Source organism: Glutamicibacter arilaitensis (assembly GCF_044793945.1).
Lineage (GTDB): Bacteria > Actinomycetota > Actinomycetes > Actinomycetales > Micrococcaceae > Glutamicibacter > Glutamicibacter arilaitensis_B.
In genome coordinates this window covers 2786696-2811590 of sequence record NZ_CP084994.1, presented here as the reverse complement: position 1 = coordinate 2811590, position 24895 = coordinate 2786696, and the positions used below count along the sequence as shown (strand labels likewise).

General features: G+C 58.7%; 27 protein-coding genes. 18 read left to right on the top strand and 9 right to left on the bottom strand.

Features of this window, described 5'->3' with window-relative positions; genetic code table 11:
• The first annotated feature begins 242 nt into the window (after positions 1-242).
• Entirely contained in the window at positions 243-467 is a 225-nt protein-coding gene (locus LG294_RS13260) for a helix-turn-helix domain-containing protein (protein ID WP_096257016.1), read from the top strand.
• A 138-nt stretch (positions 468-605) separates the two neighbouring features.
• On the top strand, positions 606-704 hold the full coding sequence (locus LG294_RS13255; RefSeq protein WP_005504750.1) for a 30S ribosomal protein bS22: 99 nt from the start codon (positions 606-608) through the stop codon (positions 702-704).
• Positions 705-791: 87 nt separating this feature from the next.
• On the opposite strand, the gene LG294_RS13250 is transcribed toward LG294_RS13255, so the two are convergent.
• Complete coding sequence (locus LG294_RS13250) at positions 792-1598, bottom strand: HAD family hydrolase (protein WP_404286440.1); 807 nt, start codon at positions 1596-1598, stop codon at positions 792-794.
• Between the two features lie 62 nt (positions 1599-1660).
• Here LG294_RS13250 and LG294_RS13245 point away from each other — a divergent pair, with 62 nt between their 5' ends.
• Positions 1661-1906, top strand: coding sequence for a glutaredoxin family protein (locus LG294_RS13245; RefSeq protein WP_404286438.1), 246 nt, complete (start codon positions 1661-1663; stop codon positions 1904-1906).
• On the top strand, positions 1906-2541 hold the full coding sequence (locus LG294_RS13240) for a redox-sensing transcriptional repressor Rex (protein WP_404286436.1): 636 nt from the start codon (positions 1906-1908) through the stop codon (positions 2539-2541). Before LG294_RS13245 ends, LG294_RS13240 begins: the two co-directional genes overlap by 1 nt.
• Before the next feature lie 99 nt (positions 2542-2640).
• Here the strand turns inward: LG294_RS13240 and LG294_RS13235 are convergent, their stop codons facing one another.
• Positions 2641-3393, bottom strand: coding sequence for a hypothetical protein (locus LG294_RS13235; RefSeq protein ID WP_404286434.1), 753 nt, complete (start codon positions 3391-3393; stop codon positions 2641-2643).
• Between the two features lie 183 nt (positions 3394-3576).
• Here LG294_RS13235 and LG294_RS13230 point away from each other — a divergent pair, with 183 nt between their 5' ends.
• Genes LG294_RS13230 through ccsB form a run of 5 tightly spaced genes read left to right on the top strand, consistent with a single transcriptional unit; the run spans position 3577 to position 8326 of the window.
• Entirely contained in the window at positions 3577-4239 is a 663-nt protein-coding gene (locus LG294_RS13230; protein ID WP_404286433.1) for a histidine phosphatase family protein, read from the top strand.
• Positions 4240-4244: 5 nt separating this feature from the next.
• A complete protein-coding gene (locus LG294_RS13225) occupies positions 4245-4868 on the top strand; it encodes a TlpA family protein disulfide reductase (RefSeq protein WP_404286431.1) in 624 nt (207 codons plus the stop codon).
• Positions 4865-5635, top strand: a complete 771-nt coding sequence (locus LG294_RS13220; RefSeq protein WP_404286429.1) for a cytochrome c biogenesis CcdA family protein — start codon at positions 4865-4867, stop codon at positions 5633-5635. Before LG294_RS13225 ends, LG294_RS13220 begins: the two co-directional genes overlap by 4 nt.
• Positions 5635-7263, top strand: a complete 1629-nt coding sequence (locus LG294_RS13215) for a cytochrome c biogenesis protein ResB (protein WP_404286427.1) — start codon at positions 5635-5637, stop codon at positions 7261-7263. Before LG294_RS13220 ends, LG294_RS13215 begins: the two co-directional genes overlap by 1 nt.
• A complete protein-coding gene (ccsB, locus tag LG294_RS13210) occupies positions 7256-8326 on the top strand; it encodes a c-type cytochrome biogenesis protein CcsB (RefSeq protein WP_404286426.1) in 1071 nt (356 codons plus the stop codon). The genes LG294_RS13215 and ccsB overlap by 8 nt, the downstream gene beginning before the upstream one ends.
• A 284-nt stretch (positions 8327-8610) precedes the next feature.
• Here the strand turns inward: ccsB and LG294_RS13205 are convergent, their stop codons facing one another.
• The gene (locus LG294_RS13205) at positions 8611-9003 is read right to left on the bottom strand and encodes a PLD nuclease N-terminal domain-containing protein (protein ID WP_404286424.1); all 393 of its coding nucleotides are present in this window, start codon (positions 9001-9003) and stop codon (positions 8611-8613) included.
• A gap of 53 nt (positions 9004-9056) precedes the next feature.
• On the opposite strand from LG294_RS13205, the gene LG294_RS13200 reads away from it, so the two are divergent.
• Positions 9057-9338: a DUF4229 domain-containing protein gene (locus tag LG294_RS13200; protein ID WP_404286422.1), complete on the top strand. Its 282-nt coding sequence runs from the start codon at positions 9057-9059 to the stop codon at positions 9336-9338.
• A gap of 56 nt (positions 9339-9394) precedes the next feature.
• On the opposite strand, the gene LG294_RS13195 is transcribed toward LG294_RS13200, so the two are convergent.
• The 3 genes from LG294_RS13195 to LG294_RS13185 all read right to left on the bottom strand — a co-directional run bounded on the left by LG294_RS13195 (position 9395) and on the right by LG294_RS13185 (position 12466).
• Entirely contained in the window at positions 9395-10279 is an 885-nt protein-coding gene (locus LG294_RS13195; RefSeq protein ID WP_404286420.1) for a 1,4-dihydroxy-2-naphthoate polyprenyltransferase, read from the bottom strand.
• Between the two features lie 75 nt (positions 10280-10354).
• Positions 10355-11482: an AMP-binding protein gene (locus LG294_RS13190; protein ID WP_404286418.1), complete on the bottom strand. Its 1128-nt coding sequence runs from the start codon at positions 11480-11482 to the stop codon at positions 10355-10357.
• Positions 11483-11503: 21 nt separating this feature from the next.
• Entirely contained in the window at positions 11504-12466 is a 963-nt protein-coding gene (locus LG294_RS13185) for a 1,4-dihydroxy-2-naphthoyl-CoA synthase (RefSeq protein ID WP_404286416.1), read from the bottom strand.
• Between the two features lie 186 nt (positions 12467-12652).
• Here LG294_RS13185 and LG294_RS13180 point away from each other — a divergent pair, with 186 nt between their 5' ends.
• On the top strand, positions 12653-14098 hold the full coding sequence (locus tag LG294_RS13180) for an amino acid permease (RefSeq protein ID WP_404286415.1): 1446 nt from the start codon (positions 12653-12655) through the stop codon (positions 14096-14098).
• Between the two features lie 78 nt (positions 14099-14176).
• Here LG294_RS13180 and LG294_RS13175 read toward each other — a convergent pair whose 3' ends face one another.
• A complete protein-coding gene (locus LG294_RS13175) occupies positions 14177-15610 on the bottom strand; it encodes an MFS transporter (protein WP_404286413.1) in 1434 nt (477 codons plus the stop codon).
• A gap of 395 nt (positions 15611-16005) precedes the next feature.
• Here LG294_RS13175 and LG294_RS13170 point away from each other — a divergent pair, with 395 nt between their 5' ends.
• The 4 genes from LG294_RS13170 (at position 16006) to LG294_RS13155 (ending at position 19956) form a co-directional block, all read left to right on the top strand.
• On the top strand, positions 16006-17229 hold the full coding sequence (locus tag LG294_RS13170) for a thiolase family protein (RefSeq protein WP_404286411.1): 1224 nt from the start codon (positions 16006-16008) through the stop codon (positions 17227-17229).
• A gap of 2 nt (positions 17230-17231) precedes the next feature.
• The gene (locus tag LG294_RS13165; RefSeq protein WP_404286409.1) at positions 17232-18026 is read left to right on the top strand and encodes an enoyl-CoA hydratase/isomerase family protein; all 795 of its coding nucleotides are present in this window, start codon (positions 17232-17234) and stop codon (positions 18024-18026) included.
• A gap of 4 nt (positions 18027-18030) precedes the next feature.
• Complete coding sequence (locus LG294_RS13160) at positions 18031-18897, top strand: 3-hydroxyacyl-CoA dehydrogenase family protein (protein WP_404286407.1); 867 nt, start codon at positions 18031-18033, stop codon at positions 18895-18897.
• A 198-nt stretch (positions 18898-19095) separates the two neighbouring features.
• On the top strand, positions 19096-19956 hold the full coding sequence (locus tag LG294_RS13155) for a helix-turn-helix domain-containing protein (protein ID WP_404286405.1): 861 nt from the start codon (positions 19096-19098) through the stop codon (positions 19954-19956).
• A 76-nt stretch (positions 19957-20032) separates the two neighbouring features.
• Here LG294_RS13155 and LG294_RS13150 read toward each other — a convergent pair whose 3' ends face one another.
• Positions 20033-20914, bottom strand: a complete 882-nt coding sequence (locus LG294_RS13150) for a serine protein kinase RIO (protein ID WP_404286403.1) — start codon at positions 20912-20914, stop codon at positions 20033-20035.
• A 140-nt stretch (positions 20915-21054) separates the two neighbouring features.
• On the opposite strand from LG294_RS13150, the gene LG294_RS13145 reads away from it, so the two are divergent.
• Complete coding sequence (locus LG294_RS13145) at positions 21055-21783, top strand: tyrosine-protein phosphatase (protein ID WP_404286401.1); 729 nt, start codon at positions 21055-21057, stop codon at positions 21781-21783.
• 32 nt (positions 21784-21815) lie between these two features.
• Complete coding sequence (locus LG294_RS13140) at positions 21816-22184, top strand: VOC family protein (protein WP_404286400.1); 369 nt, start codon at positions 21816-21818, stop codon at positions 22182-22184.
• Positions 22185-22191: 7 nt separating this feature from the next.
• Here the strand turns inward: LG294_RS13140 and LG294_RS13135 are convergent, their stop codons facing one another.
• Positions 22192-22620 (bottom strand): hotdog fold thioesterase, encoded by a 429-nt coding sequence (locus LG294_RS13135; RefSeq protein WP_404286398.1) that lies wholly within the window; start codon positions 22618-22620, stop codon positions 22192-22194.
• Positions 22621-22708: 88 nt separating this feature from the next.
• On the opposite strand from LG294_RS13135, the gene paaZ reads away from it, so the two are divergent.
• Positions 22709-24832, top strand: coding sequence for a phenylacetic acid degradation bifunctional protein PaaZ (gene paaZ / locus LG294_RS13130; RefSeq protein ID WP_404286396.1), 2124 nt, complete (start codon positions 22709-22711; stop codon positions 24830-24832).
• The last annotated feature ends 63 nt before the right edge of the window (positions 24833-24895 follow it).

The window sequence follows — 24895 nt, the reverse complement described above, 5'->3', positions numbered from 1 at the left end:
ATCTTTTGGTCGCTGCCCACCGCCGTTTTAGGCGTCGGGGCAGCGACCAGTAGTTTTTAAAGGTCATAATCGAGACCCAAATGTGGTTCAGGTGTGTTCCGTGATGCAAAAGTTACTTAAGTGCGACTAGACTGGAATCGAGCGAACGTGAATATGATTGCCGATGTTGATCCCAAGTCGTATTTGTTCACGTGAGCAAAATACACGACTATTCAGAGATCAGCGTCAGGAGAAATTCCCCTATGGCGGATAAACAGAATTTTGCAGGAGCCCGTTTCATGACGGTCGCTGAAGTGGCCGAGATGATGCGTGTTTCCAAAATGACGGTTTATCGCCTGATTCATGCAGGCGATTTGCCTGCTGTTCAATTCGGTCGCTCCTATCGCGTTCCTGAAAACGCAGTGGAAGCCTACCTGCAAGCTGCGGCGATTGACCCGCAGCGTGGAACAGGTTCCCTCGGTCGATAGCCGCGCGATGGTCAGAGCTTGGCCGAAAAGCGGGTAATCTATTAAGGAACGTTTAACGTCCGGTCAACCTAGTAGCTTAGACTTGTTTTTAAGCCTAAATTTTGGTTGACATATTTATTTAGTTTGTGAGGAACCACTATGGGCTCTGTTATCAAGAAGCGCCGTAAGCGTATGTCGAAGAAGAAGCACCGTAAACTGCTTCGTAAAACTCGTCACCAGCGTCGTAATAAGAAGTAAATCTGCTTCAAGCAGCATTTGCCTCTTGGCAATTATCGCCACCGTATCAAGGTTTGACCTTGACGGTGGCGATTGCTTTATCCCCGGCTATTTCCCGCGGCGGGTTGGCAGTGAACGTTTCGCGGCCCACAACGCGCCTAGGACGCCGGCCAGCCGCAGGCTGATCCGTGCGGCGCGCTGTCCGGTACGGAAATCGTAGACCTGCCAGCCGCGACGCTTGGCATAGGCTCTCAGCCGAGCGTCCGGGTTGATAGCGACCGGGTGCCCTACGGCTTCAAGCAGCGGCACATCGTTGTAGGAGTCCGAGTACGCCCAGGACTTGGAAAGCTTGATTCCACGTTCCTTAGCCAGGGTGCGAACTGCCTGGGCTTTTTCGGCTGCATGCAAGATCGGGGTGGCCAAGGCGCCGGTGTACTTTCCATCCAACCTTTCAACCACGGTCCCTAATGCACCGGTGAGTTCCAGCCTTTCCGATATGACGTTCGCTACTTCTAGCGGTGTCGCGGTAACCAGCCAAACCTCTCGGCCCACTGCGCGATGCTGATGGGCGATGGAGACGGTACCCTTCCAGAGCTTCGGCTCGATGTACTCGTCATAGATTTCCTGGCCAATCTGCGCCATCTCGTCAACCGAAATGCCCTTGGCCATCAGCAACGCGCGGTCACGAATCTGGTGGATGTCACCCATATGCTCACCGCGGGCGGCAAAGCGCAGCTGCTTGAGCGCAAACCAGAGAATTTCACGCAGGCGGAAGAAGCGGCGCTGATGCATCTTCCGGGCCACCAAATATAGGGATGCGCCACGGACCATGGTGTTGTCCACGTCGAAGAAGGCGGCAACGACGTCGCGTTGCGCCGACGTATTCTGGCTGGTGAGGTGCTCTGAAGACTGCATTTGATCCAGTTTATTTCATTGCCGACTTAGACGCGGGTTGCGGCTCGTGAGATTATGGACGAGTGAGTAAATTGCATGAGGTCCAGTTACTGGTACGCCAAGGATGCCATCTGTGCGTGGCTGCCAGGGCGACCGTCAAAGACGTCACCGAACGGATGAACATGGAGTTCTCCGAAATAGACATTGACGAGCACCCCGAACTGCTCGCACGCCACCACGAAGAGGTCCCAGTACTTCTCGTTGATGGTCAGGTTCGAGACTTTTGGACTATCGATGCTAAACGGCTCGAACGCCTGTTGGGCAGCTAATGGCTGAAGTTGAACCGCGGGTTTTGCCCGAGGCGACGTTGACTCGCCTGACGCAGTATTTGCGCGCGCTCAACGCGTTCGAAGCTCAGGGTGTGGAACGTACCAGTTCGGGTGTGCTGGCTAAAGAAGCCGGGGTCAATCCGGCGATCCTCCGCAAAGATCTTTCCTTGCTCGGTTCTTATGGGACGCGTGGCGTGGGCTATGTGGTCACCGAATTGGCGGAACACATCAACCGGACCTTGGGCCTGAACCAGGACTGGCGGGTGGCCATCCTAGGCGCGGGTAACCTCGGACGTGCGCTGAGCGGCTACGCAGGTTTCGCTAGCCGAGGTTTCCAAGTGCGCGCAATCCTCGATACAGCACAAGCTCTGGTCGGAAGCGAGGTCGGCGATTTTGTGGTGGAGCCGGTCAGCGAGCTGGGCGAGGTAATCCGGCGTGAACAGATCAATATCGCGGTCTTAGCGGTTCCCGGAGTCGCGGCCCAGGGGCTGATCGACGCACTCGCGGCGCATGGGGTGAAATCTGTGCTCAGCTTCGCGCCGCAACCGCTGCGAATTCCGGCAGGCATGATCGTGCGACGCGTGGATCTGTCCACCGAGCTGCAGATCTTGGCCTATCACGCGGTGCAGCGCTAAGCGGCAACGCACCAGCCAGGCATCACGGCAGTGGGCCGTGACTCAATCGAGTCACGGCCCACATTCATTCTAAAACTGGGATTTGCAGTACAAATCGGTTTAGCGGTAGCCAGCCCGGCGCGCCAGGCGACGCTGCGCGATGTACTGCGAGGAAGCAGGCAACCAAGCGAAGACCACGCCGGCGACGCCCGCAATGGTCCCGAGCGCGTACACCACATTGATCATGGTGGAATCTGCTGCATTGGCGTACAAGCTGAACATCGGCAGGCTGATCAGCAAGCCAATCACCGAGAGTGCCGCCAGGATCGTGGCGATAATTCGCATCGCGCCGACTCCTCGGCCGACGAAGAATCCAACCAGGAAGTAGGCGATGAGCGTGATGACCATGCCCACAATGGTGAAGGTAGTCATCGTTGAGGTAATTTGCGCCAGGAAAGTGTCGGGGTTTTCCATCATGCGCTCAATCTCAGCATTGGTCGCGGCGTCATTGGAAGACTCCAGCTGCATGCGCATCTGCTCTTCGAACATCGACCACTGCGAACGCACCATATTGCCGAAAAGATTGGTGCTATTGATCAACCAGCTGGACACCGCGCTCAGCACCCCTGCGAGCACAATCAAGATGAACGCCATCTGCAATGTCTTGGGACGCTCGGTAGGTGGCTGGACCGGAGCGTAGCCGCCTTGCTGCGGAGCTTGCTGGAACTGCGGAACCTGCTGCCCTGCCGGCTGGCCGTAGGGGTTCGGCTGCCCACCGTAGGGATTTTCGCCGTAAGGGTTCGGGCTTGAATTCCCAGACCCGGCTAGCGGGTCATAGGGCTGGCCTGGCTGGTTCGGATCGTTGGTGCTCATGATCGTCCTTTGATTGCTGCTAAACAGTGAGTAACTCCAACTACTAGCCTAGTCCGTGGCGATTGTGATGTGCCCCTCCGAAAGGATGGTTTTTTGATATGGGAATCCCATGCGGATGCTGTGAATACTTGATCGTGGCCACAAATTTCATCTTTTAGGTTGATTGTTTGAGAGACTGTAACCATGCCAGTTTCAACCGTTCATTTGTTGCGCCATGGGGAAGTTTTCAACCCGAACCGCGTTTTGTATGGACGGATCCCGGGGTATGGCCTTTCCGAGCTGGGTTTCCAGATGGCGGATCGAGCCGGAGAGTACTTCGCCAAGCGTCAGGCCGAAGGTGCCCACGTGGTCCGTCTGGTTGCCTCTCCGCTGCTTCGCGCGCAGCAGACTGCGCAACCCACCGCTCAGGCCCTCGGCCTGCCAATCATCACCGACGACCGGGTGATTGAAGCAGGCAACAGCTTTGAAGGTCTGGCGCAGATCAAGTCGCACCTGAAGAATCCGCGCTACTGGCCGCTGTTGCGCAACCCGCTGAAACCCTCATGGGGTGAACCTTACGCAGCGCAGGTGGCCCGCATGAGACAGGCCATGGATGCCCAGCGCCAGGCAGCGGTGTCCGAACACGGCGACGGTGCAGAGGTCATCATCGTCAGCCACCAGCTGCCCATTTGGGTATCCCGACGTGCTGGTGAGGGCAAGCCGCTATGGCATGACCCACGTAAGCGCGAATGCACGCTGACCTCAATTACCAGTTTTGAGTTTGACGGAGACGAACTTCGCTCCGTGAATTACACCGAACCGAGCCCAGACCTGCTGGCTGGCGCGGCGAACATCCCTGGAGCCTAAAGTAAATGAATGAATCCTCGCCGAATCCTCGCTTCCTGAATCGTCGCACCATGCTGCGCTCGATGCTGGTTGCTGCGGCGGCTGTGCCGCTGGCCGCATGCTCGGTCACCGAGGATCCGCTGGCCAAACAGGCACGCTCCGGAGATAACAAAAACTACATCGCCGGCGACGGCGCCGTTCAGGAATATCTCCCCGAAAAGCGTAGCGAGCCAATCGAAATCACCACCGAGACCTACCAGGGCACGCCAATCGATCTGGCGGCGCTGCGCGGCAAGCCAGTGGTGTTGAACTTCTGGTACGCGGCGTGCGCGCCTTGCCGAATCGAAGCACCGCACCTGAAGGAACTGTCCGAGGACTTCGGCGAGGACGTTCCATTCATCGGCGTCAACGTCCGCGATGAAGCCGAAGCCTCGTTGGCCTTCGAGCGTACCTTCGAGATTCCCTATGAATCCGTGCAGGACACCGACGGTCAGATCCAATTGGCGATGACCAAGTATGTTCCCCTGCAGGCGGTTCCCTCCACGCTGGTGCTCGACCGCGAGGGACGGGTTCGCGCACGCGTCATTGGTGCTATCGAAAAGGGCACGCTGAAGTCCCTGATCGACACCGCGCTCACCGAAGAGTTGTGAGCCTCCCGTTGATTTCCTCGAATCCCTTCGCCGACATTGTGCTCGATGGGTCGCTGCTTTTGGCTGCCCCGGTGGCAATGCTTGCGGGACTGGTTTCTTTCCTCTCACCATGCGTACTTCCTTTGGTCCCCGGATATCTTGGCTATGTCACCGGGTTGACGGGCGCCGATCTGCGCGAGCACCGTCGCGGTCGAGTGCTTATGGGAGTGCTGCTGTTTGTCCTCGGATTTTCGGTGGTCTTTATCGCGGCCGGAGTGCTGTTCAGCCAGGCCACCGCGTGGTTGAAGTTCAACGGCGCATGGGTGACCCAGGCCTTGGGCCTGGTCGTGGTGATCATGGGCATCGTCTTCATGGGCGGCATTTCCTGGATGCAACGGGACCGAAAAATTCACTGCAAACCCCCGGCAGGACTCTGGGGAGCGCCGGTGCTGGGGCTGACTTTCGGCTTGGGCTGGGCGCCGTGCATCGGGCCTACGCTCAGCGCGGTGCTGATCATGTCCACTGGCACCGATGCCAACGTTGCCCGCGGAACGCTGTTGACGGTGTTCTATTGTCTGGGATTGGGCTTTCCGTTCATCCTGATCGCCCTCGGACTGCAACGCGGCATGCAGGCGCTCGCGTTTTTCCGCAAACATCAGCTGCTGATAATGCGTTTGGGTGGGGGAATGCTGATCCTTCTCGGATTGGTCATGGTCTCCGGGCTCTGGGGATCCTGGGTCGCTGAATTACAAAACTGGTTTGCCAATGAAGTGAGGTTGCCGATCTAATGGCGAAAAATAAACGAACCACTAAGGACCGAGGCGACGCACCTGCCCTAGGTTTCCTTGGTTCGCTGCGGTGGATCTGGACTCAGCTGACTTCGATGCCAACCGCCTTGTTCTTGCTGCTATTGCTTGCGGTAGCTGCAGTTCCGGGGTCCATTTTCCCGCAACGGTCGATGAACCCCGAGACGGTCAACGAGTATCTTGAACAGAACCCGACAACTGGCCCCTGGCTTGACCGGTTCCAGTTCTTCGATGTGTATTCCTCCGCGTGGTTCTCCGCAATTTACATTCTGCTCTTCATTTCCCTGGTGGGTTGCATCATTCCCCGCGTGAAGAAGCATGCGCAGGCACTGCGCACTCCTCCGCCGCGCACCCCCGCCCGGCTCAACCGGTTGCCGCAGTACACTTCTTTGCCGCTGGCCGAGGATGAAGAGGATACCCCGAGCGATGACGAGATCATCGAGGGGACCTACAAATTGCTGCGCAAGCGCGGCTACCGGGCGGAACGCCGCGCGGACGACTCCGGCCGCTCGGTAGCCGCCGAACGCGGCTACACCCGCGAGATCGGAAACCTGACCTTCCACATTTCGCTGATCGGCGTGCTCGTCTCCGTTGCCATCGGAGGCGCCTTCGGCTACGGCGGACAGCGCGTCATCGTCGAGGGGGAGACCTTCGTGAACTCCCTGGTTTCCTATGATTCATTCACTCCGGGAACCAGCTTCAACCCAGAGAACCTCAGCGCCTATTCGGTGAAGCTCGACAAATTCGACATCATCTTCGATCGTGAATCTCAGTCGCATTTCGGCCAGCCACTGGATTTCACCGCGCACGTGGAGACGCGGCGTTCGGCTGACGCCGAACCGGTCAAGGAAGATTTGAAGGTCAATCACCCGCTGCGCATTAACGGGGCCGACGTATATCTGGTCGGCAACGGCTACGCGCCGGTGGTGACGGTCCGCGACGGCAACGGCGATGTAGCGTTCTCCGGGCCGGTAGTTTCGGTGCCGCAGGACTCGGTCTACACCTCCTTGATGGTTATCAAGGCCCCGGACGCGAATCCGGAACAGCTAGGTTTCCAGGGCTTCTTGCTTCCTACCGCGTTGGTTGATGAAACCGGTTTTGGTATCTCCGGGGATCCCAACGCGATCAATCCGCAGCTTCACCTGAATTCCTTCTCCGGAAACCTCGGACTCGATGACGGCGTGCCGCAGAACGTGTACGTGCTGGACACCGAAAACCTCACCGAGCTGAATTCACGTAATCTCGACTCCGGTGGCATCGTGCTCGAAGCCGGTCAGACCTACGATCTGCCCGAGGGCAAGGGCAGCATCACCTTCGACGATCTGAAGCGTTTCATCGCCGTAGACGTGAACTACGATCCAAGTAAGATCCCGATCGCGATCTTCGCCTTTTTGGCACTCGCGGGACTGGCTGTTTCGCTCTTTACCCCACGTCGCCGCGTCTGGGTGAAATTGAAGAACGAGAACGGGCAGCGCAGTATTGAATACGCGCTGCTGGCCCGCGGCGAGGACCCACGCCTTGAACGTGAATCCACAGAGTTGCACAATATCTTTGACAGCAAGTGGCCGTTGGCCAGCCAGAAGCAGGACCAAGGAGAAGTAAATGCCTAACGGCTCAAACCTCGCGCCCATCAACGAAACGCTGGGCAACTACAGCCAGCTGTTTATGTTGCTGTCGGCTTTCGTCTACATGGTCGCCTTTGTCTTCTTCGCGCTGGACCTGGCTAAGAGCAATAAGAGCATCAGCGAAATTGATGCGGCCGCTTTGGCACGCGATTCGCAGATGCTCGTCGGTGCGGGAGCCACCGCGGTGGCCCAGCCCCGACGCCCTAAGCGTGGTGCGCAGCTGGCACGCGCCGACAACGTTGGCGAGGACATCGTCAACGACAAGATGAATTACACCAAGCACTCCTCAACTCGTAATATCGCCCGGATCGCGGTGGTGCTGACTTGGCTTGGCGCGGCAATGCATGGCTTTGCGGTTATCTCCCGCGGCGTTGCGGCGCACCGCGTGCCTTGGGGCAATATGTATGAGTTCCTGTCCACCGGTGCATTGGTTGTCACCGTGGTCTACCTGGTGGTCTTGTTCTTCAAGGACCTGCGGTTCATGGGCAGCTTCATCATTGGCCTGGTGACCCTGATGCTGTGCGGCGCTACCTTGGGCTTCCCTACTCCGTTGGGCCACCTGGTACCCGCCCTGCAGAGCCCATGGATTGTCATCCACGTTTCCATCGCTGTTTTCTCCGCGGCGCTGTTCTCCATCAGCTTCGCCATGAATGTGCTGCAGCTGATCCAGCACTCGCGCATGAACAAACTGGCTGCCGGTGAGCCTGACAAGCTTCCATTCATGCGTCTGGTTCCCGGAGCGGGCGCGTTGGAAAACTTCGCCTACCGGATCAACACCATTTCGTTCGTCATGTGGACCTTCACCGTCATGGCCGGAGCGATCTGGGCCGAAGCCGCCTGGGGCCGCTACTGGGGTTGGGATCCAAAGGAAGTCTGGTCCTTCGTGATTTGGGTGGTCTACGCCGGCTACCTGCACGCACGAGCTACCGGTGGATGGACCGGGCCTCGCTCGGCCTGGTTGTCAATCATCGGCTACGGTTGCGTGATCTTCAACTTCACCATCGTGAATATGTTCTTCGACGGTCTGCACTCCTACGCGGGGGTATAAACCTAGCCAACAATCTCGGTTGATGGCGTAGCCCCGGAGGTTGAACCACTGAATGGTTCGGCCCCCGGGGCTTTTTCATGCCCGGAAATCCCAGGCGCATTGTTGGCTCCCGGCGAAGACGAAGTGCACCGCGGTGAAACTGTTCACCGACCAGCCTCCAACGGCGCCTAGGCGGCCTTTCGAGGCAACCTCGGCCACGGCTAGCATCGAGCACAAAACATCGCCTAGAAAGAGCTGCAGGGCCCGGCATATGCCGGGCCCTGCAGGTTCACTTCGCTGGAAGATTAGCTGTCTTTGGACGGAGTGTCGGAATCGTCTGAAGAATTATCCTTCTTAGGTTTCTTCGCCTCGCGTTCTTTTCGTTTGAGTTCTTCCTCACGTGCTTTGAGCTCTGTTTCGCGTTGCTGCTGGCGCCGCCAGATTTCGAGCTGACGGAGGAAATCTTCGTCGTCGTCGGGGGCATTCTGCGTTTCCGGAGGCTTGCGTGAGCCGGATTGCGGACGACCTAAAACAAACCATAATCCCGGCCCGATCAGGGGTAGGAGAATGACAATGACTATCCATGCCGTTTTTGGCAAGGAGCGCACCCGATGTCGCTCGGTGCGTGCACACTCAATCAATGTATAGATCATGAGTGCCACCGAAATGAGTGCGGCAAAAATAATGATGCGGACCATGTCTCTAGTCTAATGACAATCCGGCGCACAGGTTCATCGGTAGACTTTAACATATGCAGTTTGTGAAATATTCGGTGCTTCGGTTGGGTCTGTTCTGCGTTGTCTTCTTGGCACTGTGGAAGCTAATGGCTTGGCCGATCTTCACCTCTGGCCTGATTGCCCTGATAGTCGCCTTTGCCGTGTCCTATTTGTTCTTCAACAAATTACGGCTGGCAGCCAACGAGGACGCACGCAACGCGTTTGCCAAAACTAACGCGTCGAAGACCGAATCCCAGCTGGCCGAAGAGGCCATCGAAGATTCCTACGACGAATCGCAGCGTCCGGAAAACAAATAAGAGAAGCCTTCCAAAGTGATTCACACTTTGGAAGGCTTCGGACTTAATAACAAGAATTACAGCCAGGTGTTCAACATGATGGCTAAGGTGAAGAGCGCAGCGTAGACCATGTTGACGAGGCCCGTCTGCTTGAGCACAGTCACCAGCTTAGGCAGCGATTCTTCCCGAAGCATTAGCCAGCTTGGTGCGGCGGCGGGGACAAAGCTGAGCAAGATGAGCCACATCCAACCGTTTGTACCCGTTAACAAAAGCGGCAAGACAATGGCAGCGCTCAGCATCAGCACGTAGCTCACGCGGGCTGCCTGTTCGCCAAGGCGCACCGCCAAAGTAATTTTGCCAACTTCGCGGTCCGTTGGAATGTCGCGGACGTTATTTGCCATCAGCAGTGCACAACCGATCAGACCGGTACCGATGGCGCCGAGCAGGGAAGTGAGCGTAAGCTGACCGATCTGCGTGTACGTGGTGCCTAGCGTGGCCACCAGGCCGAAGAAAATGAAGACGTAAACGTCGCCCCAACCGCGGTATCCGTAGGGGTTCTTGCCGCCGGTGTAACCCCACGCGGCAAAGATCGCGGCGACCCCTACCAACAGCAGTGGCCAGGACGCCGAAAGAATGACGAGCAGCAATCCGAGTACGGCCGCCAACCCGAAGCATCCGAAGGCGGCGTTTCTTACGTGCTTCGGTTCGGCTAGTTTGGAGCCGGTCAGGCGGAGCGGGCCGACTCGTTCGTCGTCGGTTCCGCGGATTCCGTCGGAATAGTCATTCGAGTAGTTCACGCCGACCTGGAGCAGAAGTCCTACGAGCAGGGCGAGGACAAAGCGGAACCAGAAAAATTGGCCGGTCTCACCCACTGCGGCCGCGGTACCGATAACTACCGGGGCAATGACGATGGGCAGGGTGCGCAGACGTGCTCCGGCGACCCACTGGGAAATCGATGCCACTTCTCGTTCCTTTCGGCGAGATCAAAAACTCGGACCCTTTAGTTTCCCGCGAAACTTCGGGCAAGGCGAATCGGATCAGTCGTTGAGGCGCAACTCATCGAGGATTCTGCGTCGATCAAACTTTCCGTTGGGCAGCAGGGGAAGCCCGGAAGGGTAGTGGCGGATCCGTTTGGGAACGGCCTCGGCTCCAATAGTTTGGCGTACGGCTTCGAAAGCATCCTGCGTATTTGTAGGCCCTGAATAGGCTAAACCTACGCTTTGGCCCCATTGCGCGTCGGGTACCGGCAGGACCAGGCTCTGGCTGAAGAACTCTTCGAGGAGGCCTTCAATTTTCCCGGCAGACAGTTTTACGCCACCGGTATTAATCACATCGTCGATACGCCCGGCGATATTCAGCCGATTCCCGTCCACGCTGCCTAAATCATCGGTGAGGTACCAGCGTGAGCCTTCATGGATGACAAAGTGTTCGGCGGTGGCCTCTGGATTATTCGCGTAGCCGTCGGCAAGCATGGGGCCGGAGACCAGAATGCGTCCCTCCCGTTCGGCCAGTTTCACCCCCGGCAAGGCGGTTCCGTTGTAGACCAGACCGCCTGAAGTCTCCGAAGAACCGTAGGTTTGGAAGATTTTCAGTCCAAGGTGCCGCGAGCTCTGTAACAGGTCCTTGCTGGCCCGAGCTCCGCCGAGCAAGATGGCGTCAAAACGCTTCAGCGCGGCTAGGGTGCGTGGTTCTGGATTATCCAGGAGCCGTGCCAATTGGGTGGGTACCAAGGAAGTCAGCCGGTGGGCATCGACCATTTCTTCGGCCGCGGTGGTGAACTTCTCGGCAGAGAAGCTTCCCTCAAGATCCATGCCGACCGGTTTGGTCCCGGCAAAAAGGGATCGGGTCAGCACGCTGAGGCCAGCGACATAGTGCACCGGCAAGGCAAGGAGCCATTGTCCCTCGAATCCGAGGTACTCGGCCGTAGCCTGTGCGCTGGCTGCCATCGCCGAGACGCTGAGCACCGTGCGCTTGGCCCTCCCGGTGGATCCGGAGGTGCGCACCACCACCATGGTCTCCGCAAACCCCGGAAGCTCTTCCGGGCGCAGGTAGTTGACCTGCAAGCCGCCGGGAGCCGAGGGGTCCGCGAGGACTTCCAAGGCCGGACCGGAGTCGTTGGCGTTGGCGGCCAAGGCCTGCATGAGATTATGGTGGGGCGCCTGCATACTCAGCGAATCCTCCGTGGCTTAGAAATAGTACGGGTGGTTAGACCAGTCGGGGTCGCGCTTGCCTAGGAAAGCATCACGGCCTTCTACGGCTTCATCTGTCATGTACGCCATGCGGGTTGCTTCCCCGGCAAAGACCTGCTGGCCTGCCAGACCGTCATCTGCCAGGTTGAATGCAAACTTCAACATGCGGATGGCCTGGGGAGACTGCTTGGCAATATCTGCGGCATACTCCAGCGCGACCTCTTCGAGCCTGGCGTGCTCGACCGATTCGTTGACCGCGCCCATGCGCACCATGTCATCGGCGGAGTATTCACGAGCCAAGAAGAAGATTTCACGCGCGGTCTTCTGACCGACCTGTCGGGCAAGCAACGCCGAACCATAACCGGCGTCAAAGGAACCCACCGTGGCGTCGGTCTGCTTGAACTTGCCATGCTCCCTCGAAGCGATGCTCAGGTCCGAGACCACGTGCAGGGAGTGGCCGCCACCGGCAGCCCATCCGTTGACCACGCAGACCACAACCTTCGGCATGGTGCGCATCAGGCGCTGCACCTCAAGGATGTGCAGTCGGCCGGCGCGCGCTGGATCGATCGATTCGCCGGTCTCGCCCTCGGCGTAGCGGTAGCCGTCACGGCCGCGAATTCGCTGGTCGCCACCGGAGCAGAAGGCATGTCCGCCATCCTTGGCCGAAGGACCATTGCCGGTGAGCAATACGGTGGCCACGTTGCTGGTCATGCGCGCATGATCCATTGCACGGTAAAGCTCATCTACCGTGTGCGGGCGGAACGCGTTGCGTACCTCGGGACGGTCAAAGGCAATGCGCACCGTCGGCAGGTCGCGGACAATCTCGCCGTTCGCGTCGCGCTCCACCTGGCGGTGATAGGTGATATCGGTGAAATCGAAACCTTCGACAACGCGCCAACGCACGGGATCGAAAATGTCGGAGACCTTTTCTGGCAGGGCTGAATTATTCTGGCTACTCACCCTCTAAATGCTAGTCGAACGGCGGGTGAAGTCGGCGTAGGTGCGCGCAATCGACCGTCTTGAAGAGAATGTGTCATGTCAATGATTCGTGCTTTATGGGCTAAAGGGAGTAAATTTTCCTCGGAGCCTTGAGCCAGGCAGTCGCCGTGGGCAAGCCAAGGTCGTATGTATTTCAGGAGTGAGTAAGTGTCATCTAGCCACCATAATCCGGGCACTAAAGAAGCTGAGATCAGCTCCGAAGGCTACAAGAAAACGCTCGGTCGTCGACATGTGCAAATGATTGCCATTGGCGGTGCCATAGGTGTTGGACTGTTCATGGGTTCTGGCGGCCGGTTGGCAACCACCGGACCGGCCTTGATTTTCTCCTACGCGCTAGCTGGGGGCATCGCCTATCTGCTGATGCGGGCGTTGGGCGAACTGATCATGTACCGCCAAACCTCGGGTTCCTTTGTCTCCTATGCAGGCGAGTTGTTTGGCCCCAAGGGCGCTTTCGTCTCGGGCTGGATGTACGTTTTGAACTGGGTGATGACCGGAATCGCTGAGTTGGTTGCCATCGGCCTGTATTTCCAGTATTTCTTCCCGAATCTACCCGTCGCAGCCTCAGCGCTCTGTGCGCTGGCGATGCTTGTGGCAATTAATTTGTTTAGCGCCAAAGCATTCGCCGAATTCGAATTTTGGGCAGCTTTCATCAAGGTCACGGCGATCATTTTGTTCCTCGCAGTAGGTACCTACATGGTGGTGACCAACGCGCAGATCGGGGAGCACACGGCCTCGGTGTCGAATCTCTTTATCGGCAATGAAAACGGCGAGGGCGGCATGTTCCCGCGTGGTTTCTTCGTCTCGATCCTGGTGCTGAACTCCGTGATCTTTGCATACAACGCGATCGAGCTGGTGGGTATCGCCGCGGGCGAGATGGAGAATCCAGAGAAGGAAGTTCCTTCGGCTATTCGCGCCGTCGTCTTCAGAATTCTCGTTTTCTACATTGGCAGCGTCAGCTTGCTCGCCATGATCTTGCCTTGGCATGAATATGAGTCCGGAGTTAGCCCGTTCGTCACAGTTTTCGACAAGATGGGGCTTGCCTGGATCGGTTCGGTCATGAACCTTGTAGTGATCACCGCGGCGCTTTCCTCCTGCAATTCTGGCTTGTATTCCATCGGCCGGATCTTGCGCACGATGAGCGGCAACGGCCATGCGCCAGCTTGGCTGTCCAAGATGAACAAGCGCTTTGTTCCTTCGGCCGGTATCTTCACCGTTGGCGCTGTCTACCTGCTGGGAGTGCTGCTCAACGTGTGGCTTGGGGGCACCTTCGCTTTCGATCTCGCGTTGAATACCGCATCGATCGGTGTGCTGTTCACGTGGGCTACGATCTTCGCCTGCCAATTGATGCTGCGCAAGAAAAAGGGCAAGGTATCCAAACTCCTCATGCCCGGAGCACCGGTCACCAGTTGGATCGGGCTAGGTTCCTTGCTGATCATTACCGCACTGATCTCCTTCGATACCTTGACCGGAGAGAACGGCGAGGTATTCCACATAGGCTTGTACACGATCGCTGCTATCCCACTGTTCGCGATAGTCCTCTTCGTCGGTTGGAAATTCGTTGGCCAGAAAGCCAAAGTGACCGCTGATCGCTAAAGATCTTCGATAACACTCAGGGGATTGGTTCCCGCCATCTGGCGCGAACCAATCCCCTGAGTGTTTTGCGTCGAATGCCTAGCTTTGTTTGGACTTTGGATCATCGGCTGACACGGTGGACAAAATACCTGTGTCCAGTGCGTCGGGGATATCGGTGCCGCGCAGTGAAGCGCCTGCGGTCTCCGGCATGAACTTGATGGCAACCATTCCGATCACACAGGCGATCATCATGTAGACAGCAGGGAACAGCAAGAACCCCGAAGCGTCGATGGCCGCCTCGTTGACTATGGCAGCGGTGCCACCAAAGACCGCGGTAGCCACGTTGTAGGTAATGGCAAAACCGGCGAATCGGACGTGGGAAGGGAACATTGCGGGGAAGGTCGCGGTAATCGTTGCTAGCTGCGGGATGTACAGCAAACCGAGGACTGCGAACCCGACGATCGCCCACATGAAGCTCTGTCCCATAAGCCAGAACATGGGGAGGGCGAGAACGAACAGCCCGATCACAGAGATTTTCCACATGGGTTTTCGGCCGATCCTATCCGAGAGCGAACCGGCAAACGGGATCACTGCCATCATTGCGACCTCGCCGATCAAAATCGTTGCAAGCGAGGCGCTGGGTGCCAAACCGATTTGGGTTTCCAAGTAGGTCGGCATATAGCTCAGCAGCGTGTAGTTCACAACGTTCAAGGCGATGACCAGCCCGCTCATGACCAGCATGGGGCGCCAGTAGGAGCTGATGAGCGCCCTGAGGGTTCCGCCTTCTTGGGTTTCTCCGGCCGCTTCCATTTCTTGGAAGACGGGGGTGTCTTCGAGTTTGCTACGCAGGTACAGGCCAATGAGGCCCATGGGCAGGGCCATGAAGAACGGGATGCGCCAACCGAAGTCCATCATGGCCTGCTCGCCGAGCATCACCTGCAAGGAGAGCATCACTGCGGTACCCAGCGCGAATCCGCCTAAGGTGCCGAACTCCAGGAATGAGCCGAAGTAGCCGCGCTTTTTGTCGGGGGCGTATTCGGCCATGAAGGTCGCCGCGCCACCGTACTCGCCGCCGGTGGAGAAGCCCTGGACCATGCGCAGCAGTATCAGCAGCACTGGCGCGGCGACACCGATAGTTGCATAGGTGGGCAAGACGCCGATCATGAACGTCGCCAGCGACATCATGATGATTGTCAGTGCCAAGATTTTCTTGCGTCCGAGCTTGTCGCCCAGCGGCCCCCACACCAGACCGCCAATCGGGCGAACTAGGAAGGAGAGCGCGAACGTGGCAAGTGCCATCAGCGTTCCGCCCTCGGTGGGGAAGAAATGCGCGGTGATATAGGTGACGGCTACCGCGTAGACGCCATAGTCGAACCACTCGGTCATATTGCCCATTGCCGAAGCTGCGGTGGCTTTGCGTACTTCGCTGCGTCCTGCGGCGGTATCCATATCGGGGCCAATGTCGTGGCTCAGATCCGGGGCGAAATGTTCGGTACTTGGATTAATTTTTGGGTGGCTGTTTTCCGGTGGCATAAATGCTCCGTTACTCTTCAGCTTTCCGTCGACCGGATGCCCAAAGCCTTCCGAACTACATGGCCTTGGGTGCGGTCCACGATCTGGGGATAGGTCCAGAGTCGGTCAGTTACCAAAGATTACGCGAGCGCTATTTAAGTATCAAGCTTTGACATGGATATTTTTCGTATCGCCTATATTTGGTGGAAGGAATTTCAGGCAGGGCGGTAGGCAAATCCGAGCTTTGGGCGTAGCTTTCTTGACGCTGGGTGAGCATATCTGTGATTCTATTAGTGAACGAATGGTCGGTAAGTTTGCGTGGTGGGGATCACTCTGCTGGCATCAATATCTATCTGGGTCAGATGCAGCTCGCGCGACGCGTGCTGGATGTGAGACCGGAGTACGAAGGAGTATTCATGGCTGAGGCATTCTTGGTGGGCGGAACGCGCACCCCTGTTGGTCGTTACGGCGGCGCGTTAAGCGCAGTCCGCCCGGATGATCTGGCAGCTATCACCATTCGCCAGCTCGTAGAAGACGCCGGAATCGATCCGGCCGCGGTTGAAGAAGTGATCTTCGGCAATGCCAACGGCGCCGGTGAAGAGAACCGCAACGTGGCCCGCATGGCCTGGCTGCTTGCAGGTTTTCCCGACAGCGTCCCGGGCATCACGGTCAACCGGCTGTGCGCCTCGGGCATGAGCGCAATCACCATGGCAAGCCACATGGTGAAGTCAGGTGCGGCAGATATCGTCGTAGCCGGTGGTGTGGAATCCATGTCCCGTGCCCCTTGGGTTATGGAAAAGCCTGATAAGGCCTTCGCTAAACCGGGAGCCGTCTTTGATACCTCGATAGGCTGGCGCTTCACCAACCCGAACTTTCTTTCCGGTGAGCTCTCCCGCGAGGGCAAAGCAACCTTCTCGATGCCGGAAACCGCTGAAGAAGTCGCTCGGGTCTACAACATCTCCCGTGAGGACGCAGACCAGTTCGCGGTGGATTCCCACGCCAAGGCCCTGGACGCGATCGCAGCGGGCCGCTTTAAAGATGAGATCGTTCCCGTGAAGGTGAAGACCCGCAAGGGTGAGCACATTGTGGACACCGACGAAGGCCCACGCCCTGGCACCACCATGGAAGTCCTTGCCGGACTGCGTCCGGTGGTCAAAGGAGGCTCGGTCGTCACCGCCGGAAACGCGTCCACGCTCAACGACGGCGCCTCGGCGATCCTCGTCGTTTCCGAACGGGCCATCGAACGTTTCGGCCTGAAGCCGCGCGCACGGATCATCGACGGTCAAGCAGCGGGCCTGGCGCCGGAGATCATGGGCATGGGACCGGTCCCGGCCACGAACAAGGTGCTGGAGCGGGCCGGGCTATCCATCGGGGATCTCGGTGCCATGGAAATCAACGAAGCCTTCGCTTCCCAGTCGTTGGCGAGCATGCGCGAGCTGGGGGTAGACCCGAGCATCGTCAACCGCGATGGCGGCGCGATCGCACTGGGACACCCGCTGGGATCCAGTGGTTCACGCATCGCGATCACCTTGCTCGGCCGGATGGAACGCGAGCTGAGCGGTGCAGGGCGGAAACTAGGCGTAGCCACCATGTGCGTTGGCGTCGGCCAAGGCGCCGCACTGCTGGTGGAAGGCGTCTGAGGATGAGCCTTGACTCCGCAGATTTCAGTACGCTGAAGATCTCAGAAACGGCAGACCGGCTCTGGGTGCGACTGCACCGACCCGAAGTCCGCAACGCGATCGACCAGAAGATGGTCGATGAACTGCACATGGTGTGCAGCTACCTGGAACGCGAACCTAAGACCCTCATCCTGGCGGGCAGCCCCGGTCAGGAACCTAGCGCTCAAAAGCCCAAGGGCTCCAAGGGGATCTTCGCCTCCGGAGCGGACATTGCCCAACTTCGCGAACGCCGACGCGAGGATGCGCTCGCCGGGATCAATTCAAGCATCTTCGATCGGATTGCCAAATTGCCGATGCCGGTGATCGCGGCACTTGATGGCTATGCACTAGGAGGCGGCGCCGAACTGGCCTACGCCGCCGACTTCCGTATCGGTACCGAAGACCTGCGCATGGGAAATCCGGAGACCAACCTGGGCATCATGGCCGCCGCCGGCGCGACCTGGCGCCTGAAGGAATTGGTGGGGGAGCCGGTGGCGAAGGAAATTCTGCTGGCTGGCAAGGTGCTCACCGGCGCCGAATGCCTGAGGGTCGGACTGATTACCGAATTGCACGCCTCGGGTGAACTGGATGCTGCCGCCGAAGCTTTGGCTGATCGCATCGGGGCCCAGGATCCGCTGGCGATACGCATCACCAAATCGGTATTCCACGCTCCACGCGAGGCACACCCGGTGATCGATACGCTGGCTCAGGGCATGCTTTTTGAGTCACAGGCAAAGTTTGACCGGATGCAGACATTCCTTGATCGAAAGAAGAAATAAGCATATGAGCAATGACCCTGTAGCAAGTAATCTGCCAGCAATCGTCGGCGTCCTTGGCGGCGGCCGCATGGGTGCAGGTATCGCCCACGCGTTCTTGACCAGTGGCGCCACGGTCACCGTGGTCGAACGCGACCGGGAATCAGCCGACGCGGCCTACGCGCGCGTTGCGGATTCGGTTGATAAGTCGCTCGCCCGTGGTGCTGTCGCAGAATCGCGAGATGAACTTCTGGCGCGCTTTTCAACCAGCACCGACTATGCAGACTTCGCCGCCGCCGGTCTGGTCATCGAAGCCGTTCCCGAAATCTGGGAGCTGAAGATCTCCTCGCTGCAGGCGGTGGAGGCCGTGCTCGCCCCGGAAGCTATTCTTGCCTCGAATACCTCCTCGTTGTCTGTGACCGGTATGGCCGAAAAGCTGCAACGCCCGGCAAACTTCTTGGGTCTGCACTTCTTCAACCCGGTACCAGCCTCCACGCTGATCGAGGTCGTGATCGGCAAGCAGACTGCGCAAGAACTTGTGCCGGCTTCGCGCGGCTGGGTAGCGGCGCTGGGGAAGACCGCCGTAGTGGTCAACGATGCACCGGGGTTCGCTTCCTCGCGCCTTGGCGTGGCCATCGCGCTGGAAGCCATGCGCATGGTCGAAGAAGGGGTGGCCAGCGCCGAAGACATCGATAATGCAATGGTCCTCGGATACAAGCACCCAACAGGACCGTTGAAGACAACCGATATCGTCGGACTCGACGTGCGTCTGGGGATTGCTGAATACCTCCACGAGACCCTGGGTGATCGTTTTGCTCCACCACAGATTCTGAAGGACCTGGTGGCCGAAGGAAAGCTTGGTCGAAAGGCCGGCCAAGGTTTCTACAGCTGGTAATCACTCATAGCTTCTACAGCCCGCTAGGAACGGCAAAGCACCCTTCCTGGCGGGCTGATTTGCGCTAGGTGAATTTCCCTGCCAGCCCACTTGCATAGGGTAATTTCCACTCGGGTGGGCTGACTTTTTATGGCATCAATTATCGGGTGCGCGACATACGATTCTTCCTAGAGTTCAATAGTGGGAGAAGGGGTAAACATGCACCAGTGGAATGAAGCTATTGAAGCCATCGAGGAAGACCTTACCCAACCAGTTGACGTGATGGGGCTTGCTCGCACGGCGCTGACCTCGGAATATCATTTTCGAAGAATGTTCGCTTCGCTCGCGGGTCTGCCAATATCCGAATATATTCGCCGGCGTCGGCTGACCGCTGCGACCGCAGAGATCGTTGCCGGCGATTCTGTTCTGAACGTTGCCGTCCGCTACGGATACGGCTCGGGTGAGGCTTTTAATCGAGCGTTCAAGGCCCTGCATGGTCTGACGCCAAGTCAAGCTCGTCGACCTGGCGCAGTGCTCCACTCCCAACCTCGTTTGAGGATTCATATACGCATTGAAGGGAGCCATGAAATGAAGCACCGCATTGAAGAGTTGGGCGAGTTCCGGCTAGTCGGGTTTACCACCCGTGTACCGCTGATCCATGAGGGGCCGAATCCGCACATCATAGAGTTTCAGAGGAATCTTGTTCCGGAACAGATGGTTCGATTGCGCCAGTTGGCAGACCCCGGACTTCCGGGAATGGTTTCGGCGTCGATCAACATCGAAGAATCACGGGCCGAAGGGTCGCAACTTGATTACTGGCAAGCCGTAGCCACCAGTCTCGAAGCCCCGCAGGGCTTCGAAACTTTGGAGGTCCGCGCCGGCACTTGGGTTGTCTTTGAGGCCGAAGGGAAATTCCCGGACGTTCTCCAACACCTCTGGGCGGACGCGGCCACCGAATGGTTCCCGGCTAATCCCTATCGTTGGGTTCCCGGTCCTGAGCTGCTCAGTATTCAGCCAGACGCCGATGGCAACAGCGGCCGGGGCCAACTGTGGATTCCGGTGGAATCGGCTCGAATCTAGCCGCCCTGCGTGCAGCGATACTCGGCTTGAACCTGCCGCTCGGGGTTGGCGCAAGTCGGGTATCGCTGCAGTCAGGTTAGGCGAACATGCTGGCAAGCAAGGAAGTGAATAACGCGTCGGCGTCCCGTGCGAGGCCTTTCGAGGTGAACCAATCACACATGTTCACGCAGTCGCGATGCAAGAAATCCAGTCCGTGCATATTCCCGGCCAGATCCACGCATTGGGGTACATCGATTACCACTAGACGGTCGCCGGCGACAAGTAGGTTGTATGCCGACAAATCCCCATGGGCGATCCCCATGGCCGCGAATTTCTCCATGGTCTCGGCCAGCTGATCCCAGAGCAGGGGAAGCCGCGGATCATTGCGTGGCAGCTGATGGAGCCGCGGAGCGGCGACTCCGGGCCGTTCCGGATCCGCGATGAACTCCATCAGGATCTCGGTTCCCTCGATCTGCACCGGGTAGGGGACCGGGATTCCAGCGGAATGACAGCGGCGCAAATACGTCCATTCGGCACTGGCCCATTGCAGGGCGGCGATTTCGCGCCCATAGGTGGAGTTGTTGTCGATGGCACGATTATCACGCGAGCGGCGCGCGGCTCGCCCCTCGCTATAGGACTGCGAACGGCTGAATTGCAGTTGCTCACGCTTGCGATATCGTTTAGCCGCAAGCAGGACGCTGCGCTGCGGCGTGGCGCGTTCGATCAGGAAGACATCGCCTTCCTTGCCTGTTTTCAGCACGCCAAGTTCGAGATCGATCGCCGCGGCGTCCTCGATTAACCACGCGGGGTATGGCTTGGGGCCGCGACAGGATTTTTCGATAAAGGGCCAGCTGGAGTAGCGCTCGTCCGGGGCTAGCTCATCGGTAGATGTTTCGTCCCAAATAGTTGTTTTCCGTCGGGTGCGAAGCTGGGGTTCGGAATCGTCTAAATTAGCGAATTTTCCGGGGTAAGAAGACACTGTAAGTCCTTGAGAAGTAGGGGTGTTAACGCATGCGGGTAGAAGACATTCATCGTTACCCCTCCTTCAAGACAGACTAATTGGCATTTACCAATGACTAGAACTCTACAGGAACCAGTAGATGTGATGCAATGGATTCCATGAGCCATGCTCCCGACTACCGCCGACTGCCCGAAGATGTGAACTGGGATGGGTCCATCAATGCCCGGTGGATCACCGGTGCGTTCTATCGCATGGGCCGCCATGAATGGCTCACTAACCTCGGCTGGAAGCAGATGCACCGGGATGGAATCGAACGCGTCATTGATCTGCGCAATTCTGCGGAAGTCAGGCGACGTGAACATGATCCGGTCGTTGATCAAGGAGTTCTGGAAGGAGTTCAGATCCTCCGGCTACCGCTGGAAATCTCCGGCAACGAGCGCTTTGACGCGGTTGCAGTGCCTTATATGAATCACACCAGCATGTACCGGCTGGTCTGCGAAGAGTTCGGCGGGCAGTTGCGAGCGGTATTCGAAGCACTCGCAGAAACCGAGCGGGGCACGGTTGTGCACTGCTCCGCAGGACGCGATCGCTCCGGTCTTGTCGCGACGCTCTTGCTCGATCTTGCCGGGCGACGCGATGAAATACTTGAGCAGGATGAGCTCGCGGTGCGCGGCATCAACGAATGGCACCGAGTCTCCCCGCGCAAGCACCCCTACGAGTCCCATCAGCGCGACCCCGAATTGCGCCAAGCGATCGCCGAACGTGCTAAAGAACTTGAGATATTCCTCGAATGGTTGGGCAGCGCCCGAGAATTCCTGGCGTCCTGCGGCATGTCTGAAACGGTGCTGCAACGGCTGCAGATCTTGGCGAGCCGGCCAAGGCCGTGACAACTGCGCGGAAGCCGAGGTAAGCTCGGCGCATGAGCCCTCAGCCACGTCATCACGCGTTCAACTACATCGAATTAAGCGTCACCGACCTGGCGCAAGCCAAGGCCTTTTATGCGCGCGCCTTCGGTTGGGAGTTCAATGATTATGGGCCAAGCTATGCGGGGATCAGCTCGCATTCCGGGGATGGCGAAGAGGTCGGCGGGCTTGCGCTCGCCGAGGCGCCGCGGGCAGCCGGAGGCCCGCTGGTCCTGTTGTATTCCGAAGATCTGGACGCGACGGCACAGGGGATTACCGCCGCCGGCGGCAAGATACTGCAAGAACCCTACGAGTTCCCTGGCGGGCGCCGATTGCACTTTGCCGATCCGAGCGGAAATGAACTCGGGGTCTGGGCAAAGCACTAAATCCCGGCTAGGGCATCGGCTTATCGATGACCAGGTTGGTAATGCGCATGGTGCAGATTCGGCGTTCGCGCTCATCGCTGATCACCACTTCGTGGCTGGTCATGCGCCTGCCCAGCTTGATCGGTGTGGCGGTAACGAAGATCATTCCCGCGCTGGCGGAGCGGTGATGGGTGGCGTTGACATCCACCCCGACCACTACCTTGCCGAAAGTTGAGGCATACTTCACCGCGGCCCAGGAACCCACCGCTTCACCTACGGCGAGCGAGGCTCCTCCGTGCAGGATGCCGAAGGACTGGGTGTTTCCCTCGACCGGCATGCGGGCTACCACCTTCTGCACCGACTCTTCGAGGATTTCGACCCCCATTTTGCGGTCAAGGGCGCCGAGCTCGATGGTCCATGGTTCCGAGGCGGGGGTAGCTGAGGACGTAATTGCCATTGTTTTGGCTCCTGAGTGTCGTCGATCACGTGGTTGCTGATACTGTTAATGGTATTACTGACCGATCGTTCAGGAAGGAATTGTGTCGATGTCGACATCCCAGATTGGTGTGGTCCCAAGTTTCATTGCCGGCCAATGGCAGACCCCCGAAGCCCAGGGTGGCACCGAAGTTCGTGACGCCAACACAGGCGAGCTGCTCACCACAGTCACCGGCGGAAGCCTAGACGTCGCAGGAGCCGTCGCGTACGGCCGAGGCGTAGGACAGCGCGAACTGTCCAAGCTTTCCCTGCATGAGCGTGCCTTGAAGCTCAAGGAACTTGCCATGTACCTCAATGAGCGCCGCAAGGATCTCTACGAGGTCTCCTATAAGACTGGCGCCACGAAGATCGACTCAATGGTCGATATCGACGGCGGCATCGGCGTGCTGTTCACCTTCTCCTCCAAGGGACGCCGCGAACTTCCCAACAGCAACGTCATCATCGACGGCAATCCCGAACCGCTGAGCAAGGACGGCTCCTTCCTCGGCTCGCACATCTACACCGCCCTGTCCGGGGTGGTCGTACAGGTCAATGCCTTCAACTTCCCGGTCTGGGGAATGCTTGAGAAGTTCGCCCCAGCCTTCATCGCCGGGGTGCCCACTATCGTGAAGCCGGCGACTCCCACCGGGTACCTGACCGAAGTGGCTGTCCGGATGATCATCGAATCAGGCATCCTTCCCGAGGGTTCGCTGCAGCTGATCTCGGGCTCCGCGCGCGACCTGATGGATCACCTCGATTACCGCGACATGTTCTCCTTTACCGGATCGGCCGCGACCGCAAGCCGGTTGAAGTCCCATCCAAACGTGATCGACGGGGGAGTGCGCTTCAGCGCAGAAACCGACTCGTTGAACGCCGCAATTCTTGGTCCGGATGCCGTGGAGGGCACCGCCGAATTCGACGCCTTCGTCAAGGCTGTCGTCGGCGAAATGACCTCGAAGGCCGGACAGAAGTGCACAGCTATCCGCCGTAATATCGTCCCGGCCGCCCAAGTCGACGCGGTGATCAGCGCGATCGGCAAGCGCATCGATGAGCGTGTGGTCCTCGGGGACCCGCGTGTTGAGGGTGTCACCATGGGCGCGCTCGCCTCCGTCGAGCAGCTGCACGACGTGCGTGCCGCGGTCCAAGACATGCTTGACGCCGGCGGCGAGCTGGCTTTTGGCCGCTTGGATGCCCCGGCGGTACGCGTGGCCCCGGAACGCGACGCGATTGCCGAAGGCGGCGCTTTCATGTCCCCGCTGGTATTGCGTTGGGACGATGCCCGCAACCCGATCCTGCACTCGCGGGAGGCCTTCGGCCCGGTGTCCTCGGTCATCGGCTACGATTCTGTGGATGAAGCCATCGAGCTTGCTGCCATGGGCTCGGGTTCGTTGGTTGCCACGGTCTGCACCAATGATCCGGAAATCATGCGCAACCTGACCCTAGGCATCGCAGCGCACCACGGGCGCGTGCATATCCTGAACCGCGAGACCGCACGGAGCACCACCGGCCACGGCTCGCCGGTTCCGCACCTGGTCCACGGCGGCCCGGGCCGCGCAGGCGGCGGCGAGGAGCTGGGCGGTATCCGCTCGGTCATGCACCACATGCAGCGCACCGCGGTGCAGGGCTCCCCGAATATGCTCACCGCGCTGACCGGCGTGTGGCACACCGGTGCCGCGCGGCAACTTGCCGGCAGCGAGAAGTTCGGTGCCCAGGCCGGAAACATCCACCCGTTCCGCAAGTCACTTGCGGAACTGAAGATCGGCGACGGACTGGCCTCGGACCTGCGTCAAGTCAGCCAAGAAGAAATCACCGCATTCGCCAACGAGACCGGTGACACCTTCTACGCCCACGTGAACCCGAAGGCCGCCGAAGCCAACCCGTTCTTCCCGGGCACCGTGGCGCACGGCTACCTGCTGGTATCTTGGGCCGCCGGGCTTTTCGTGGAACCGGCTCCGGGACCCGTCTTGGCTAACTACGGCCTGGAGAACTTGCGTTTCATCACTCCGGTAGCCGTCGGCGATTCGGTGCGCGTCACGTTGACCGCTAAGAAGATCACCCCGCGCGTCACCGACGAGTACGGCGAGGTCGCCTGGGATGCAATTCTGCACAACCAGAACGATGAGATCGTCGCGACCTACGACGTGCTGACGCTGGTGGAAAAGGAAGACACCACCTACGCCAACTGGCAGGACTAGGCCTTCATCGAAGGGCAATGAAAAAGCAGTGGCTGCGGAAGAATATTCCGCAGCCACTGCTTT